This window comes from Pseudomonas sp. 20-5, from assembly GCF_056782835.1.
Genome location: NZ_CM165584.1, coordinates 5,489,782 through 5,505,133 on the forward strand (window position 1 = coordinate 5,489,782; position 15,352 = coordinate 5,505,133).

General features: G+C 67.2%; 12 protein-coding genes. All 12 read left to right on the top strand.

What is annotated here, in order from left to right; all coding sequences use genetic code 11:
* Positions 1-72 precede the first annotated feature (72 nt).
* The 12 genes from AC1RB9_RS25365 (at position 73) to retS (ending at position 15,151) form a co-directional block, all read left to right on the top strand.
* Positions 73-1,848, top strand: a complete 1,776-nt coding sequence (locus AC1RB9_RS25365; protein ID WP_003457262.1) for a protein-disulfide reductase DsbD — start codon at positions 73-75, stop codon at positions 1,846-1,848.
* 143 nt (positions 1,849-1,991) lie between these two features.
* Positions 1,992-2,435 (top strand): type II 3-dehydroquinate dehydratase, encoded by a 444-nt coding sequence (aroQ, locus tag AC1RB9_RS25370; protein WP_003095385.1) that lies wholly within the window; start codon positions 1,992-1,994, stop codon positions 2,433-2,435.
* Positions 2,436-2,458: 23 nt separating this feature from the next.
* Positions 2,459-2,935, top strand: a complete 477-nt coding sequence (accB, locus tag AC1RB9_RS25375; protein ID WP_003457266.1) for an acetyl-CoA carboxylase biotin carboxyl carrier protein — start codon at positions 2,459-2,461, stop codon at positions 2,933-2,935.
* 17 nt (positions 2,936-2,952) lie between these two features.
* Positions 2,953-4,302: an acetyl-CoA carboxylase biotin carboxylase subunit gene (gene accC / locus AC1RB9_RS25380; protein ID WP_003095391.1), complete on the top strand. Its 1,350-nt coding sequence runs from the start codon at positions 2,953-2,955 to the stop codon at positions 4,300-4,302.
* A 110-nt stretch (positions 4,303-4,412) separates the two neighbouring features.
* Positions 4,413-5,279 carry an EI24 domain-containing protein gene (locus AC1RB9_RS25385; RefSeq protein WP_003112326.1) on the top strand — a complete coding sequence of 289 codons (867 nt, stop codon included), beginning with the start codon at positions 4,413-4,415 and terminating at the stop codon, positions 5,277-5,279.
* A gap of 80 nt (positions 5,280-5,359) precedes the next feature.
* Positions 5,360-6,244 (top strand): 50S ribosomal protein L11 methyltransferase, encoded by an 885-nt coding sequence (gene prmA, locus AC1RB9_RS25390; RefSeq protein ID WP_003107506.1) that lies wholly within the window; start codon positions 5,360-5,362, stop codon positions 6,242-6,244.
* A gap of 95 nt (positions 6,245-6,339) precedes the next feature.
* Complete coding sequence (locus AC1RB9_RS25395; protein WP_003135342.1) at positions 6,340-7,617, top strand: DUF3426 domain-containing protein; 1,278 nt, start codon at positions 6,340-6,342, stop codon at positions 7,615-7,617.
* Positions 7,618-7,820: 203 nt separating this feature from the next.
* Positions 7,821-8,819, top strand: a complete 999-nt coding sequence (dusB, locus tag AC1RB9_RS25400; protein ID WP_003457370.1) for a tRNA dihydrouridine synthase DusB — start codon at positions 7,821-7,823, stop codon at positions 8,817-8,819.
* Positions 8,816-9,139, top strand: a complete 324-nt coding sequence (gene fis, locus AC1RB9_RS25405; RefSeq protein ID WP_003121116.1) for a DNA-binding transcriptional regulator Fis — start codon at positions 8,816-8,818, stop codon at positions 9,137-9,139. The genes dusB and fis overlap by 4 nt, the downstream gene beginning before the upstream one ends.
* A 79-nt stretch (positions 9,140-9,218) precedes the next feature.
* Complete coding sequence (gene purH, locus AC1RB9_RS25410) at positions 9,219-10,826, top strand: bifunctional phosphoribosylaminoimidazolecarboxamide formyltransferase/IMP cyclohydrolase (protein WP_003105151.1); 1,608 nt, start codon at positions 9,219-9,221, stop codon at positions 10,824-10,826.
* A gap of 103 nt (positions 10,827-10,929) precedes the next feature.
* Positions 10,930-12,219, top strand: coding sequence for a phosphoribosylamine--glycine ligase (purD, locus tag AC1RB9_RS25415; RefSeq protein ID WP_003457374.1), 1,290 nt, complete (start codon positions 10,930-10,932; stop codon positions 12,217-12,219).
* A gap of 103 nt (positions 12,220-12,322) precedes the next feature.
* Positions 12,323-15,151: a hybrid sensor histidine kinase/response regulator RetS gene (retS, locus tag AC1RB9_RS25420; RefSeq protein ID WP_003095412.1), complete on the top strand. Its 2,829-nt coding sequence runs from the start codon at positions 12,323-12,325 to the stop codon at positions 15,149-15,151.
* Positions 15,152-15,352 lie beyond the last annotated feature (201 nt).

The following is a 15,352-nucleotide window of genomic DNA, read 5'->3' on the forward strand; positions in this document are numbered from 1 at the left end:
GATCAGCCGCACGGGGCTCGATCGGGCCCGGCTTTCCGCTATCATTCCGGCTTTTGATCCGACGAGATATCCATGCGCCGCCTGCTGACCCTGATCCTCCTGCTGGTCGCCCTGCCCGCCGGCGCGGGCCTTTTCGACAGCCGTCCCGGCGCCTCCCTCGGCGGCGGCCTCGATGGCGGCGACTTCCTCAAGGTCGACCAGGCGTTCAAGCCCAGCGTCGAGCGCAGCGACGCGCAGCACGTGCTGCTGCGCTTCGTCAACGCCGAGGGCTACTACCTCTACCGCCACCGCTTCCAGTTCAAGGTCGAGCCAGCCCAGGTCAGCCTCGGCCAGGTGCAACTGCCGGCGGGCAAGCAGCACCACGACGAGTACTTCGGCGATACCGAGGTCTACTACAACATCGTCGACCTGGAGATTCCCCTGAACAACCCGGCCCGGCAGCCCTATACCCTGGTGGTGACCTACCAGGGCTGCGCCGACAAGGGCCTCTGCTACCCCCCGGAAACCAGGCGCTTCGACATCGACGGCGGTGCCGCGACGCCAGCCGCGAACGACGCGGCCAGCAAGGACCCGCTCGAACACAAGGGCAAGCGCAGCCTGCTGTTCTTCTTCCTCGCCGGCCTGACCCTGACCTTCACCCCCTGCGTGCTGCCGATGCTGCCGATCCTCTCCGGAGTGGTCCTGCGCGGCCGGCCGGGCGGTGGTCGCGGCTTCGTCCTGTCGCTCGCCTACGTGCTGCCGATGGCGCTCTGCTTCGCCCTGCTCGGCGCGCTGATGGGCATGTTCGGCGCCAGCCTCAATCTCCAGGCGCAATTGCAGTCGCCCTGGGTACTGGTGCCATTCGCGGCGTTCTTCGCGCTGTTCGCCGTGGCCATGTTCGGCTTCTTCGAGCTACGCCTGCCCGGCTTCATCCGCGAACCGCTCGACCGCCTGGCCGGCGATGCGCGCGGCGGCTCGATCCTCGGCGCGGCCACCCTCGGCGTGCTTTCCAGCCTGCTGGTCTCGCCCTGCGTCTCCGCCCCGCTGGCCGCCTCGCTGCTCTATATCAGCGCCAGCGGCGATGCCTGGGGGGGCGGCCTGCAACTGTTCGCCCTCGGCCTGGGCATGGGTACGCCGCTGGTGGTGTTCGGCGCCGGCGGCGGCGCCCTGCTGCCCAAGAGCGGAGCCTGGATGAATGGCGTGCGCAACGCCTTCGGCGTGCTGTTGCTGGCGGTCGCCGTGTGGCTGCTGGAGCGGGTGGTGTCCGGCCCGGTGGCGCTGATGCTCTGGGGCATGCTCGCCGGCGGCGCCGGCCTGGCCCTGGGCGCCCTCGAATTCACCCCGAAGAGCGCCGCACGCCGCCTGCTGCAACTGCTTGGCCTGATGTTCCTGACCTACGCGGTGGCCGCCTGGATCGGCGCCCTGCAGGGCGAGTCGGACCCGATCCATCCGCTGGGCCGCTCGGTGCCGTCGATCCATGCCGGGCCGCCGAGCACGCCCGGCGAATGGCAGAACCTGACCACCCCGGCGCAGTTGGACGCCGCCCTGGCCGAGGCACGTCAGGCCGGCAAGCCGGTGCTGCTGGACTGGTATGCGGACTGGTGCATCAGTTGCAAGGTCATCGAGCGCCAGGTTCTCACCGATCCCACGGTGCAGGCACGACTGCCGGCCTACCGCCTGCTGCGCTTCGACATCACCGAAAGCAACCCGGCCCAGCGCGGCCTGCTGGACCGCTACAACCTGTTCGGTCCGCCGGCGATCCTGTTCTTCGCCCCGGGCGGTGACGAATGGAGCGACTTGCGCGTCATCGGAGAGATCGACGCCGCCGGGCTCGCCGAACGACTGCGCCGGGCCGCTACCCGGCAGTGACATGCGCTGACATACTTCTGCCGCAATTGCCGGTCAACATGCGGCGATCTACTGCAATCTAACAGTGACTGGACAGTCATACGGAAATTCCGGCATAGTGCCCGCTTGCCGTTTGCAGCCTGTACAGGACAATCAACAAGACAATGGCGACCCTCCTCGTATTGCACGGGCCGAATCTGAACCTGCTGGGCACCCGCGAGCCCGGCACCTACGGTTCGACCACCCTCGGGCAGATCAACCAGGACCTCGAGCGCCGCGCCCGCGAAGCCGGCCACCACCTGCTGCATCTGCAAAGCAACGCCGAATACGAACTGATCGACCGGATCCATGCCGCGCGCGACGAAGGCGTGGACTTCATCATCATCAATCCGGCGGCATTCACCCATACCAGCGTCGCGTTACGTGACGCGCTGCTTGCGGTGAGCATCCCATTCATCGAAGTGCACCTGTCGAACGTGCACAAACGTGAACCTTTCCGGCATCACTCCTACTTCTCCGACGTGGCGGTAGGGGTGATCTGCGGTCTCGGCGCCACAGGCTACCGCCTGGCCCTGGAATCCGCCCTTGAACAACTTCAACGCCCCTGACCTCACTGGGAGTGCTAGCGCTAATGGACATTCGTAAAGTCAAGAAACTGATCGAGCTGCTGGAAGAGTCCGGTATCGACGAGCTGGAAATCCGCGAAGGCGAAGAGTCGGTACGCATCAGCCGCCACAGCAAGACCGCCGCCCAGCCGGTGTACGCACAGGCTCCGGCCTTCGCCGCTCCGGTCGCCGCGCCGGTGCCGGCGCCGGCAGCCGCCGCTCCGGCCGCCGCTGCCGCGGAAAGCGCCCCGGCCGCGCCGAAGCTGAACGGCAACGTGGTTCGCTCGCCGATGGTCGGCACCTTCTACCGCGCCGCCTCGCCGACCTCGGCCAACTTCGTCGAAGTCGGCCAGAGCGTGAAGAAAGGCGACATCCTGTGCATCGTCGAAGCCATGAAGATGATGAACCACATCGAAGCCGAAGTTAGCGGCACCATCGAGTCGATCCTGGTGGAGAACGGCCAGCCGGTTGAGTTCGACCAGCCGCTGTTCACCATCGTCTAAGCCGCGGGGAACCTGCGATGTTGGAAAAAGTGCTGATCGCCAACCGCGGCGAAATCGCCTTGCGCATCCTTCGCGCATGCAAGGAGCTGGGGATCAAGACGGTGGCGGTACACTCCACCGCCGACCGCGAGTTGATGCACCTGTCGCTCGCCGACGAATCGGTGTGCATCGGTCCGGCCCCGGCCACCCAGTCGTACCTGCAGATCCCGGCGATCATCGCCGCGGCCGAGGTCACCGGCGCCACCGCGATCCACCCCGGCTACGGCTTCCTCGCCGAGAACGCCGACTTCGCCGAGCAGATCGAACGCTCCGGCTTCACCTTCGTCGGCCCGACCGCCGAGGTGATCCGCCTGATGGGCGACAAGGTCTCGGCCAAGGACGCCATGAAGCGCGCCGGCGTCCCCACCGTGCCGGGCTCCGACGGCCCGCTGCCGGAAGATGAAGAAACCGCCCTGGCGATCGCCCGCGAGGTCGGCTACCCGGTGATCATCAAGGCCGCCGGCGGCGGCGGTGGTCGCGGCATGCGCGTGGTCTACGACGAATCCGAGCTGATCAAGTCGGCCAAGCTGACCCGCACCGAGGCCGGCGCGGCGTTCGGCAACCCGATGGTCTACCTGGAGAAGTTCCTGACCAACCCGCGCCACGTGGAAGTCCAGGTGCTTTCCGACGGCCAGGGCAACGCCATCCACCTCGGCGACCGCGACTGCTCCCTGCAGCGCCGCCACCAGAAGGTGATCGAAGAGGCGCCGGCCCCCGGCATCGACGAGAAGGCCCGTCAGGAAGTCTTCGCCCGCTGCGTCCAGGCCTGCATCGAGATCGGCTACCGCGGCGCCGGCACCTTCGAGTTCCTCTACGAGAACGGCCGCTTCTACTTCATCGAGATGAACACTCGCGTGCAGGTGGAGCACCCGGTATCTGAGATGGTCACCGGTGTCGACATCGTCAAGGAGATGCTGCGCATCGCCTCCGGCGAGAAGCTCTCGATCCGCCAGGAGGACGTGGTCATCCGCGGCCATGCGCTGGAATGCCGGATCAACGCCGAAGACCCGAAGACCTTCATGCCCAGCCCGGGCAAGGTCAAGCACTTCCACGCCCCCGGCGGCAACGGCGTGCGCGTCGACTCGCACCTCTACAGCGGCTACAGCGTGCCGCCGAACTACGACTCGCTGGTCGGCAAGGTCATCACCTACGGTGCCGACCGCGACGAGGCGCTGGCGCGGATGCGCAATGCCCTGGACGAGTTGATCGTCGACGGTATCAAGACCAATACCGAACTGCACAAGGACCTGGTGCGCGACGCCGCCTTCTGCAAGGGCGGGGTGAACATCCATTACCTGGAGAAGAAACTGGGTATGGACAAGCACTGATCCGTCAGTCGCTGCGCACAAGGGCTGCCTCCGGGCGGCCCTTGTCGTTTCCGCCTGCCGGCCGCCCCAACGGTGCTATCCTCGTCGCCCCTCCACCACCGGACTCCTGCATGGAACGCATCCGCCGCTGGTACCGCCAATCGCTGGCCGCCGCGACCGAGGCCGCGACCTGCTTCGCCCTGGGTTTCAGGGAAAGCCTGCAACCCGCCGCACTCTTCCGCTCCGCGAGCCTGTGCATTCTCGTCAGCGTGCTGTGCACCTGGCTGTTCGTGCATTTCTTCGAACCGATCATCCGCCTCTGCGGCTGGGCCGCGCTGTACACGGCATTCAGCGTGGCCAACTTCGCCCTGATCCCCAGCGGCTCGCTGATCGAGGCCGGCAGCGGTGGCCCGTACTTCGATCCGCTGGCGGCCTTCAACGGCCTGGCGGGACTGGCGCAACTGGCGTTCTATTTCGTCGGCTATGCCGCGCTGTTCTTCGTCGCCCTGTACGCCGCCAGCATCGTCTTCGGCATCCGCCTGGGCCTGCGCATCGGCCTGCTCGGACAACTGAAGGAACAGGTCCGCCAACGCTACCCGCGACTGGCACCTGCCTCCGGCGAAAGGATCTCGCTGTGGCGTGCCGCCGGCTTCCGCCTGGCACCCTGGCTGGGCGTTTCCGGATCGATCCTGGTCGGCCTGCTGGTTCCGCTCTACAACGGTGTACTCCTGCTGCTGGCGCTGGCCTACCTGAACATCCGCTTCCTGCTGCCCGCCACGCTGGCCGGGCTGGCCGATGCCGGCGAGCAGCTCGCCGTGCTTCGTGCTCGCCGCGGCAGCCTGTTGCTGTTCGGCCTGCTGATACTGCTCCTGGCGCTGGTGCCGCTGCTCAACCTGCTGCTGCCGGCGGTGCTCGGCGGCGGTACCTGCCACCTGGCCAATCGCGGCCTGGCGCAACTGCGCGGCGAGGCCACGGCAGAGAGTGGCAGCGCCGGCTAGCCTCAAGTAAGCTTGCGCGGTGGAAAACGGGTCGCCCCTGGGCGGCCCGTTTCGTTTACAGCCGCAACAGAGGTCGCCCCATGCCCTGGTTACAAGTTCGCCTGGCCATCACCCCGGAACAGGCCGAAACCTACGAAGACGCCCTGCTCGAAGTCGGCGCCGTCTCCGTGACCTTCATGGACGCCGAAGACCAGCCGATCTTCGAGCCGGACCTCGGCACCACCCCGCTGTGGTCGCGCACCCACCTGCTGGCGCTGTTCGAAGCGGACACCGATGAGACCGCCCTGCTCGCCCACCTCGCCTTGCTTACCGGCGGCGACCTGCCCGAGCACCATGTCGAGGAAATCGCCGACCAGGATTGGGAACGCAGCTGGATGGACAACTTCCAGCCGATGCGTTTCGGCCGCCGCCTGTGGATCGTGCCGAGCTGGCACGCCGCCCCCGAGCCGGACGCGGTCAACCTGCTGCTCGATCCGGGCCTGGCCTTCGGCACCGGCACCCACCCGACCACCGCGCTGTGCCTGGAATGGCTCGACGGCCAGGAACTGGCCGGCCGGCAGGTGCTCGATTTCGGCTGCGGCTCGGGAATCCTCGCCATCGCCGCGCTGCTGCTCGGCGCCGAACGGGCGGTCGGCACCGACATCGATCCACAGGCCCTGGAAGCCTCGCGCGACAATGCCTCGCGCAACGGTATCGAGCCCGCGCGGTTCCCTGTCTACCTGCCGGCGGACCTGCCGCAGCGACAGGCCGACGTGCTGGTCGCCAATATCCTCGCCGGCCCGCTGGTTTCCCTCGCCCCGCAACTGACCGGCCTGGTACGTCCCGGCGGCCTGCTGGCGTTGTCCGGCATCCTCGCCGAGCAGGCCGCGGAGGTCCGCGCGGCCTACTCCGCACACTTCGATCTCGACCCGACCGCCGAGCGCGAAGGCTGGATCCGCATCAGCGGCCGCCGCCGCGCCGATTGATGGCGCGCTGCCAGCCACCACTGATCCCGCCCCACTGCCTTCGTGCAAGAAGCTTGGGGTAGACTAGCCGCCGGATTTTCCCTACGGATCGCCGCATGAGCGAAAGCGTCATCACCCAATGTCCCCATTGCAGCACCAGTTTCCGCGTCAACGACGCGCAACTGGGCGCCGCCAATGGCGCGGTCCGCTGCGGCACCTGCCTGAAAGTCTTCAACGCCCTGCAACACCAGGTCGGTGGCGCGCCGCGCGCGAACGCTCCTTCGGCAGCCGAAGCGAAGCCGGCCGCCGCTCCGCCACCCGCGCCCAGCGTCGCGGCCGCCACCTCGGCCGCGCCCCCGGCAGCGCGCCCGCGCGACGAAACCCTGTGGATCCATGACGACCTCGACCTGGACAGCCTCAACCTCGACGAGGAACTGGCCAAGCTCGACGAATTCGAGCTGAACCAGGAATTCTCCAGCATCGAGAAGGCCCCGCGACCGGCGGAAAGCCTGCTGGCGCGCCGCGACGACGAACGCGATCCACATGACGAACGCTGGGCCGAGGCGCTGATCGCCGATGCCGAACCGGCCCAGCCGGCGCGCGGCAATCCGCGCCAGGAACCGAGCCTCGGCGAACCGCTGGCGGAAGAGCGGGTATCCTTCGTGCCGCTGCGCCGCGCCGAGGATCCGCCGGAACTTCGCCTCAGCCTCGATGACGACGATGACGACGAGCCCAGCCTCGGCAAGCGCCGCCACGGCCTGAGCGCCCTGGATGAAGACGACGAGGAAAGCGCCGAGGAACAGTCCGTCGCGCCCCTGGGCAGCGCCCGCAAGCCGGACGAGGCGCCGGTCGAGAGTCTCGACCAGTTGCGCGACGAGCCGCTGCAACTGGCCTGGGAGAAGCCCCGGCGCCAATGGCCGCGGCGTCTCGGTTGGCTGCTGCTGATCCTGCTGGCGCTGGGTGGTCTCGCCGCTCAGTACGTCGCCTACCATTTCGACGAGCTGGCGCGCCAGGACGCCTATCGCCCCTGGTTCGCCCAGCTCTGCCCGGAAATCGGCTGCACCCTTCCCTCCAAGGTCGACGTGGAGCAGATCAGGAGCAGCAACCTGGTGGTCCGCAGCCATCCCGAATTCAGCGGCGCGCTGGTGGTCGACGCGATCATCTACAACCGCGCCAGCTTCTCGCAGCCGTTCCCGCTGCTGGAACTGCGCTTCGCCGACCTCAACGGCCACCTCATCGCCAATCGCCGCTTCAAGCCCGGCGAGTACCTCGGCGGCGAGCTGGCCGGACGAACGGAAATGCCACCGCAGGTACCGATCCACGTGTCGCTGGACATCCTCGACCCGGGTCCGAAGGCGGTGAACTACAGCCTGAGCTTCCATTCCCCGGAGTGACCGGAAAGACCTCGCCGGTCGCCGCCGGGCCGCTACGCCCACCCGCTCGCGCGGAGCGCCAGGCGCAAGTGCCGCTCGTCTTCCAACTGTAAGAACTAAGGAATCGGCTGTTCAGAATTTATCCAAAACAGCCTTTATCCGGTCATCCAGAGCGGGTATCATGCCCTCCCTTTTTTCGCAGCACCGCAAGACAGGGAAGCCCCATGTCGGTGGTACGCATCGGCCCATATACACTGCCCAACAGACTGATCCTCGCGCCGATGGCCGGGGTGACCGATCGTCCGTTCCGTCAGCTTTGCCGTCGCCTTGGCGCCGGGATGGTGGTATCGGAGATGGTGACCAGCGACGTCCGCCTGTGGAACAGCCGCAAGTCGCGCCTGCGCCTGATCCACGATGGCGAGGACGAGCCGCGCTCGGTGCAGATCGCCGGCGGCGATCCGGCCATGCTGGCCGAGGCCGCGCAGCGCAATGTGGAACTCGGTGCGCAGATCATCGACATCAACATGGGCTGCCCGGCGAAGAAGGTATGCAACAAGGCAGCGGGGTCCGCCCTGCTGCGGGACGAGGCGCTGGTCGCCGAGATCCTCGATGCCGTGGTCAGGGCGGTCGACGTACCGGTCACCCTGAAGATCCGGACCGGCTGGGACCGGGACAACCGTAACGGCGTCACCGTCGCGAAGCTCGCCGAACAGGCGGGGATCCAGGCTCTTGCGGTGCATGGCCGGACCCGCGCCGACCTGTACACCGGGGAGGCGGAGTACGAGACCATCGCGGCGATCAAGCAGGCCGTGTCGATACCGGTGTTCGCCAATGGCGACATCGATTCGCCGGAGAAGGCCAGGAAAGTCATCGAGCAGACCGGGGTGGATGCCCTGCTGATCGGTCGGGCCGCCCAGGGAAGACCGTGGATTTTCCGCGAGATCGACCATTACCTGCGGACCGGCGAGCACCTGCCGGCGGCGCCGCTTCCCGAAGTGCAGAGCATCCTGCTCGAACACCTCGCGGAGCTGCACCTTTTTTATGGGGAAGAAATGGGTGTGCGGATCGCCCGCAAGCATGTGGGGTGGTATCTCGCGACTCTGCCGGGCGTAAGGGAATTCCGCGCCCAGTTCAATCGTTTGCAGGACACGGATGCGCAGTGCGCCAGCGTCAGGCAGTTCTTCGCCGAGCGCCAGAACAACGGAACAGGGGTGGCCGCATGACAACGATGACGACCGAGACTTTAGTGAGTGGAACAACGCCCGTGAGCGACAACGCCAACCTGAAACAGCACCTCACCACGCCGACGCAAGAAGGGCAGACCCTGCGCGACAGCGTGGAGAAGGCATTGCACAACTACTTCGCCCACCTCGAAGGGCAGCCGGTCACGGACGTTTACAACATGGTGCTCTGCGAAGTCGAAGCGCCGCTGCTGGAAACCGTCATGAACCACGTCAAGGGGAACCAGACCAAGGCCTCCGAGCTGCTCGGCCTGAACCGCGGGACCCTGCGCAAGAAACTCAAGCAATACGACCTTCTTTAAGAGCGGCGGCGGGCTCCGGCCAAGGGCGCGCGTCCCGGCCGGCACCCGCGGCCGGAAGCCAGCCCTCAGGACCCTTGCAATGACCGACCAAACCACCCGCCTGCCCATCCGCCGCGCGCTGATCAGCGTTTCCGACAAGACCGGCGTCGTCGACTTCGCCCGTGAGCTGGTCGCCCTCGGCGTGGAAATCCTTTCCACCGGCGGCACCTACAAGCTGCTCCGGGACAACGGCATCTCTGCCGTGGAAGTGGCCGACTACACCGGCTTCCCGGAAATGATGGACGGTCGGGTGAAGACCCTGCACCCGAAGGTGCATGGCGGTATCCTCGGTCGCCGCGACCTGGACGGCGCGGTCATGGAGCAGCACGGCATCAAGCCGATCGACCTGGTGGCGGTCAACCTGTATCCCTTCGAGGCCACGGTGGCCAGGCCCGACTGCGACCTGCCTACCGCCATCGAGAACATCGATATCGGCGGGCCGACCATGGTCCGTTCGGCGGCGAAGAACCACAAGGATGTCGCCATCGTGGTCAATGCCGGCGACTACGCCGCCGTGATCGAATCCCTCAAGGCCGGCGGCCTGACCTACGCCCAGCGTTTCGACCTGGCCCTTAAGGCGTTCGAGCACACCTCCGCCTACGACGGCATGATCGCCAACTATCTGGGTACCATCGACCAGACCCGCGATACCCTAGGCACCGCCGACCGCGGCGCCTTCCCGCGCACCTTCAACAGTCAGTTCGTCAAGGCCCAGGAAATGCGCTACGGCGAGAACCCGCACCAGAGCGCGGCGTTCTACGTCGAGGCGAAGAAGGGCGAGGCCAGCGTCTCCACCGCCATCCAGTTGCAGGGCAAGGAACTGTCGTTCAACAACGTCGCCGACACCGACGCCGCCCTGGAATGCGTGAAGAGCTTCCTCAAGCCGGCCTGCGTGATCGTCAAGCATGCCAACCCCTGCGGCGTCGCCGTGGTGCCGGAAGACGAAGGCGGCATCCGCAAGGCCTACGACCTGGCCTACGCCACCGATAGCGAATCGGCGTTCGGCGGCATCATCGCCTTCAACCGCGAGCTGGACGGCGAAACCGCCAAGGCCATCGTCGAGCGCCAGTTCGTCGAGGTGATCATCGCGCCGAAGATTTCCGCCGCCGCCCGCGAGGTGGTCGCCGCCAAGGCCAACGTACGCCTGCTCGAATGCGGCGAATGGCCAGCCGAGCGCGCCCCGGGCTGGGACTTCAAGCGGGTCAACGGCGGCCTGCTGGTACAGAGCCGCGACATCGGCATGATCAAGGCCGAGGACCTGAAGATCGTCACTCGCCGCGCGCCCACCGAGCAGGAGATCCACGACCTGATCTTCGCCTGGAAGGTGGCCAAGTTCGTCAAGTCCAACGCCATCGTCTACGCCAGGAACCGCCAGACCGTCGGCGTCGGCGCCGGCCAGATGAGCCGGGTCAACTCCGCACGGATCGCCGCGATCAAGGCCGAGCACGCCGGCCTGGAAGTGAAAGGCGCGGTGATGGCTTCCGACGCCTTCTTCCCGTTCCGCGACGGCATCGACAACGCGGCCAAGGCCGGCATCACCGCGGTGATCCAGCCGGGCGGCTCGATGCGCGACAACGAAGTGATCGCGGCGGCCGACGAGGCGGATATCGCGATGGTGTTCACTGGCATGCGCCATTTCCGCCATTGAGTATCACGGCGGCTGAGCGCGATGCGGTCAGCCGCCCTACCCACGAATTTCACGCAGGGCGGATAACGCGGCGCGTTACCCGCCGTTGCGCCAGGAGAACCCCATGAACGTACTCATCATCGGCAGCGGCGGTCGTGAACATGCCCTGGCCTGGAAAGTCGCCCAGGACCCGCGCGTGGCGAAGGTCTTCGTCGCCCCGGGCAACGCCGGCACCGCCACCGAAGCCAAGTGCGAGAACGTCGCCATCGACGTGCTGGCCCTGGAGCAACTGGCCGACTTCGCCGCGAAGAACGTCCAGTTGACCATCGTCGGTCCCGAGGCGCCGCTGGTGGCAGGCGTGGTCGACCTGTTCCGCGAGCGCGGCCTGGATATCTTCGGCCCGACCGCCGGCGCCGCCCAGCTGGAAGGCTCGAAGGCCTTCACCAAGGACTTCCTCGCCCGCCACCGGATCCCCACCGCCGCCTATCGCAACTTCACCGAGGTCGAGCCGGCCCTGGCCTACCTGCGCGAGCAGGGCGCGCCCATCGTCATCAAGGCCGATGGCCTGGCCGCGGGCAAGGGCGTGATCGTCGCCATGAACCTGGACGAAGCCGAAGCCGCCGTGCGCGACATGCTCGCCGGCAATGCCTTCGGCGACGCCGGCTCGCGCGTGGTGATCGAGGAGTTCCTCGATGGCGAGGAGGCCAGCTTCATCGTCATGGTCGACGGCCAGAACGTGCTGCCGATGGCCACCAGCCAGGACCACAAGCGCGTCGGCGATGGCGACAGCGGGCCGAACACCGGCGGCATGGGCGCCTACTCGCCGGCCCCGGTGGTCACCGCCGAGGTCCACCAGCGGGTGCTGGACGAAGTGATCTACCCGACCGTGCGCGGCATGGCCGAGGAAGGCAACGTCTATACCGGCTTCCTCTATGCCGGCCTGATGATCGACAAGAGCGGCGCGCCCAAGGTCATCGAATTCAACTGCCGCTTCGGCGATCCGGAAACCCAGCCGATCATGGTCCGCCTGGAGTCCTCCCTGGTCCTGCTGGTCGAGGCCGCCCTGGCCAAGGCGCTGGACAAGGTCGAGGCGACCTGGGACCCGCGTCCGACCGTGGGCGTGGTACTGGCCGCCGGCGGCTATCCGGGCGACTACGCCAAGGGCGAGGTCATCGAAGGCCTGGCCGAGGCCGCCGCGCTGGACGGCAAGGTGTTCCACGCCGGCACCGCGCTGAAGGATGGCCAGGTGGTCACCTCCGGCGGCCGCGTGCTCTGTGCCACCGCCATCGGCGAGAGCGTGTCCGCCGCCCAGCAACAGGCCTATCGCCTGGCCGAGAAGATCCGCTGGAACGGCTGCTTCTACCGCAAGGACATCGGCTACCGTGCCATCACCCGCGAGCGCGGCGAGTCCTGACCGGGCCCGAAGCCGCGGGCGCCGCACGGCGCTTCCGCGGCCTATGCCGTTGCCACGGCCACTTGGCTATAATCCGGCCATTCACCTTCGAAGGGACTTCGCCGTGGTACGGCTTCGGATCGCCATAGGACTACTCGTCAGCTTCCTGCTGCTTCTGCTCGGTCCGATGTCGCCGGCGGTCGCGGACGACGCCGGCGTTTCCAGCGTTCCCCTGCAAACCACCGCCACCACCCCCAGCGTCAACCAGAACTGGCGCCTGCTGCGCGACGAGAGCGCGCAACTGCGGATCGCCGACGTCCTCCAGCGCAAGGAGCAGTTCCGCCCGCTGGCCAAGCGCTCCTTCATCTTCCCCGCCAGCCCCCAGGCGGTCTGGCTGCAGGTCCAGCTTCCCGCGCAGAAGGTGCCGAGCTGGCTGTGGATCTTCGCCCCGCGGGTGCAGTACCTGGACTACTACCTGGTGCAGGACGGCCAACTGGTGCGGGACCAGCACACCGGCGAGTCGCGACCGTTCCAGGAGCGCCCGCTGCCCTCGCGCTCCTACCTGTTCTCGCTGCCGGTCGACGGCAAGCCGATGACCCTGTACGTGCGGATGACCTCCAACCATCCGCTGATGGCCTGGTTCGACCAGATCGACGAAGCCGGCCTGGTCGGCCTGGAGAAGCCCGCCTACGCCTTCGGCATGCTGCTCGGCGGCATGCTCCTGCTGCTGATGTACAACCTGATCCGCTTCGCCTACTCGCGCAGCGCCAGCAGCCTGTGGCTGGCGGCGGTGCACGCGGCGCTGGCGGTCTGCGCCGCGGCGAACCTGGGGCTGGTGGCGTTCTGGCTGCCGGGACTCAAGTTCAACCAGTCGCTGACCGCCGACCTCGGCGCCCTCGGCGCCGCGGTGAGCCTGCTGTGGTTCGCCTGCAGCTTCTTCCGCGGCACTGCGGAAAGCCGCCTGAACCGCCTCCTGCAAGGCGAGGCGCTGTTGATCCTGGCGGTCGGCGCGATCATCGCCTTCACCCAGCAACTCTGGTTCAGTTGGCTGATCTACCTGCTGGTGATCCTCAGTTCGCTCAGCGTCCCGCTGATCGCGGCCTGGCACTGGTATCGCGGCTACCAGCCGGCGCGCCTGATCGTTGCCGGGATGATCGTGTTCAACGCCGGCTTCATGGTGTTCCTGCCGGTACTGTTCGGCACCAAGCAACTCGATCCGGGCTGGCTGGTGCTCGGCGTGTTCAGCTTCGCCACCCTCGCCGGGCTGGTCCTGAGCGTCTCGCTCACCGAACGCCAGCGGCTGATCCAGCAGCTCAACCTGCAACAGCGCACCAGCGAGGCGGCGCACACCGCGGAATTGCAGACCAAGGCCGAGTTCCTGGCCAAGATCAGCCACGAGATCCGCACGCCCATGAACGGCGTGCTGGGCATGACCGAACTGCTCCTCGGCACCCCGTTGTCGGCGAAGCAGCGCGACTACGTGCAGACCATCCACAGCGCCGGCAACGAGCTGCTCACGCTGATCAACGAGATCCTCGACATCTCCAAGCTGGAGTCCGGGCAGATCGAGCTGGACGAAGTGCAGTTCGACCTCAACGCGTTGATCGAGGACTGCCTGGATATCTTCCGGGTCAAGGCCGAGCAGCAGCGCATCGAGCTGATCAGCTTCACCCAGCCGCAGGTGCCGCGGGTCATCGGCGGCGATCCGACGCGCCTGCGCCAGGTGGTCCTGAGCCTGCTGGACAACGCGTTCAAGCAGACCGAGGAAGGCGAGATCCTGCTGGTGGTGGCCCTCGACGACCAGGGCGAGACGCCACGCCTGCGCATCGCCGTGCAGGACAGCGGCCACCCGTTCGACGCCAAGGAGCGCGAGGCGCTGCTCACCGCCGAGCTGCACAGCGGCGACTTCCTTTCCGCCAGCAAGCTCGGCAGCCACCTCGGCCTGATCATCGCCCGCCAACTGGTGCGGCTGATGGGCGGGGAGTTCGGCATCCAGTCCGGCAGCAGCCAGGGCACCACCCTGTCGCTGACCCTGCCGCTCGACCCGCAGCAGCTGGAGAACCCCACCGCCGACCTCGACGGCCCGCTGCAGGGCGCCCGGCTGCTGGTGGTGGACGACAACGAAACCTGCCGCAAGGTGCTGGTGCAGCAGTGCAGCGGCTGGGGCCTGAACGTCAGCGCGGTGTCGTCCGGCAAGGAGGCGCTGGCCCAGTTGCGCACCAAGGCGCACCTGCGCGAGTACTTCGACGTGGTCCTGCTCGACCAGGACATGCCCGGCATGACCGGCATGCAACTGGCGGCGAAGATCAAGGAAGACCCCAACCTCAACCACGACATCCTGCTGATCATGCTCACCGGGATCAGCAACGCGCCGAGCAAGATCATCGCCCGCAACGCCGGGATCAAGCGCATCCTGGCCAAGCCGGTGGCCGGCTACACGCTGAAGGCGACCCTCGCCGACGAACTCGCCCAGCGCGGCGTCAGCGGCGTCACCAACTACCTGCAACCGGCCAAGGAAGCGCAGGCGCCGAGCCTGCCGAGCGACTTCCGGATCCTCGTCGCCGAGGACAACAGCATCTCCACCAAGGTCATCCGCGGCATGTTGAACAAGCTCAACCTCCAGCCGGACACCGCCAGCAACGGCCAGGAGGCGCTCAGCGCGATGAAGGCGACCCAGTACGACCTGGTGCTGATGGACTGCGAGATGCCGGTTCTGGACGGCTTCTCCGCCACCGAGCAGCTCCGCGCCTGGGAAGCCCACGAACAGCGCCCGCATACCCCGGTGGTGGCGCTCACCGCGCACATCCTCAGCGAACACAAGGAACGCGCGCGGCTGGTCGGCATGGACGGGCACATGGCCAAGCCGGTGGAGCTGTCGCAATTGCGTGAGCTGATCGCCTACTGGGTCGGCGAACGCGATCGCCGCCGCCAGGGCGACGCCCTGCCCTCCTGAGGGCAGCGACGTGCTCCGGCGCTGCACCCGGCCTCCGCCACGGCGGATAACCGCACGCGGCTATTCGCCCTACGCCCCGGTGGTCCCGGCTCCCGTAGGGCGCATGACGCCAACGGCGTTATCCGCCGACATCCGGCCTCGTTGTCACATGCCACGCGAACCGGCATATTGCCAACCCGCCGGACATCGCACCGGCCCGTC

What these genes read in the sequence shown, in the direction of transcription:
- accC (WP_003095391.1), top strand. Translation starts at nt 2,953, where the DNA reads ATGTTGGAAAAAGTGCTGATCGCCAACCGCGGCGAAATCGCCTTGCGC.
- aroQ (WP_003095385.1), top strand. Translation starts at nt 1,992, where the DNA reads ATGGCGACCCTCCTCGTATTGCACGGGCCGAATCTGAACCTGCTGGGC.
- dusB (WP_003457370.1), top strand. Translation starts at nt 7,821, where the DNA reads ATGTCGGTGGTACGCATCGGCCCATATACACTGCCCAACAGACTGATC.
- AC1RB9_RS25365 (WP_003457262.1), top strand. Translation starts at nt 73, where the DNA reads ATGCGCCGCCTGCTGACCCTGATCCTCCTGCTGGTCGCCCTGCCCGCC.
- purH (WP_003105151.1), top strand. Translation starts at nt 9,219, where the DNA reads ATGACCGACCAAACCACCCGCCTGCCCATCCGCCGCGCGCTGATCAGC.
- prmA (WP_003107506.1), top strand. Translation starts at nt 5,360, where the DNA reads ATGCCCTGGTTACAAGTTCGCCTGGCCATCACCCCGGAACAGGCCGAA.
- fis (WP_003121116.1), top strand. Translation starts at nt 8,816, where the DNA reads ATGACAACGATGACGACCGAGACTTTAGTGAGTGGAACAACGCCCGTG.
- AC1RB9_RS25385 (WP_003112326.1), top strand. Translation starts at nt 4,413, where the DNA reads ATGGAACGCATCCGCCGCTGGTACCGCCAATCGCTGGCCGCCGCGACC.
- accB (WP_003457266.1), top strand. Translation starts at nt 2,459, where the DNA reads ATGGACATTCGTAAAGTCAAGAAACTGATCGAGCTGCTGGAAGAGTCC.
- purD (WP_003457374.1), top strand. Translation starts at nt 10,930, where the DNA reads ATGAACGTACTCATCATCGGCAGCGGCGGTCGTGAACATGCCCTGGCC.
- AC1RB9_RS25395 (WP_003135342.1), top strand. Translation starts at nt 6,340, where the DNA reads ATGAGCGAAAGCGTCATCACCCAATGTCCCCATTGCAGCACCAGTTTC.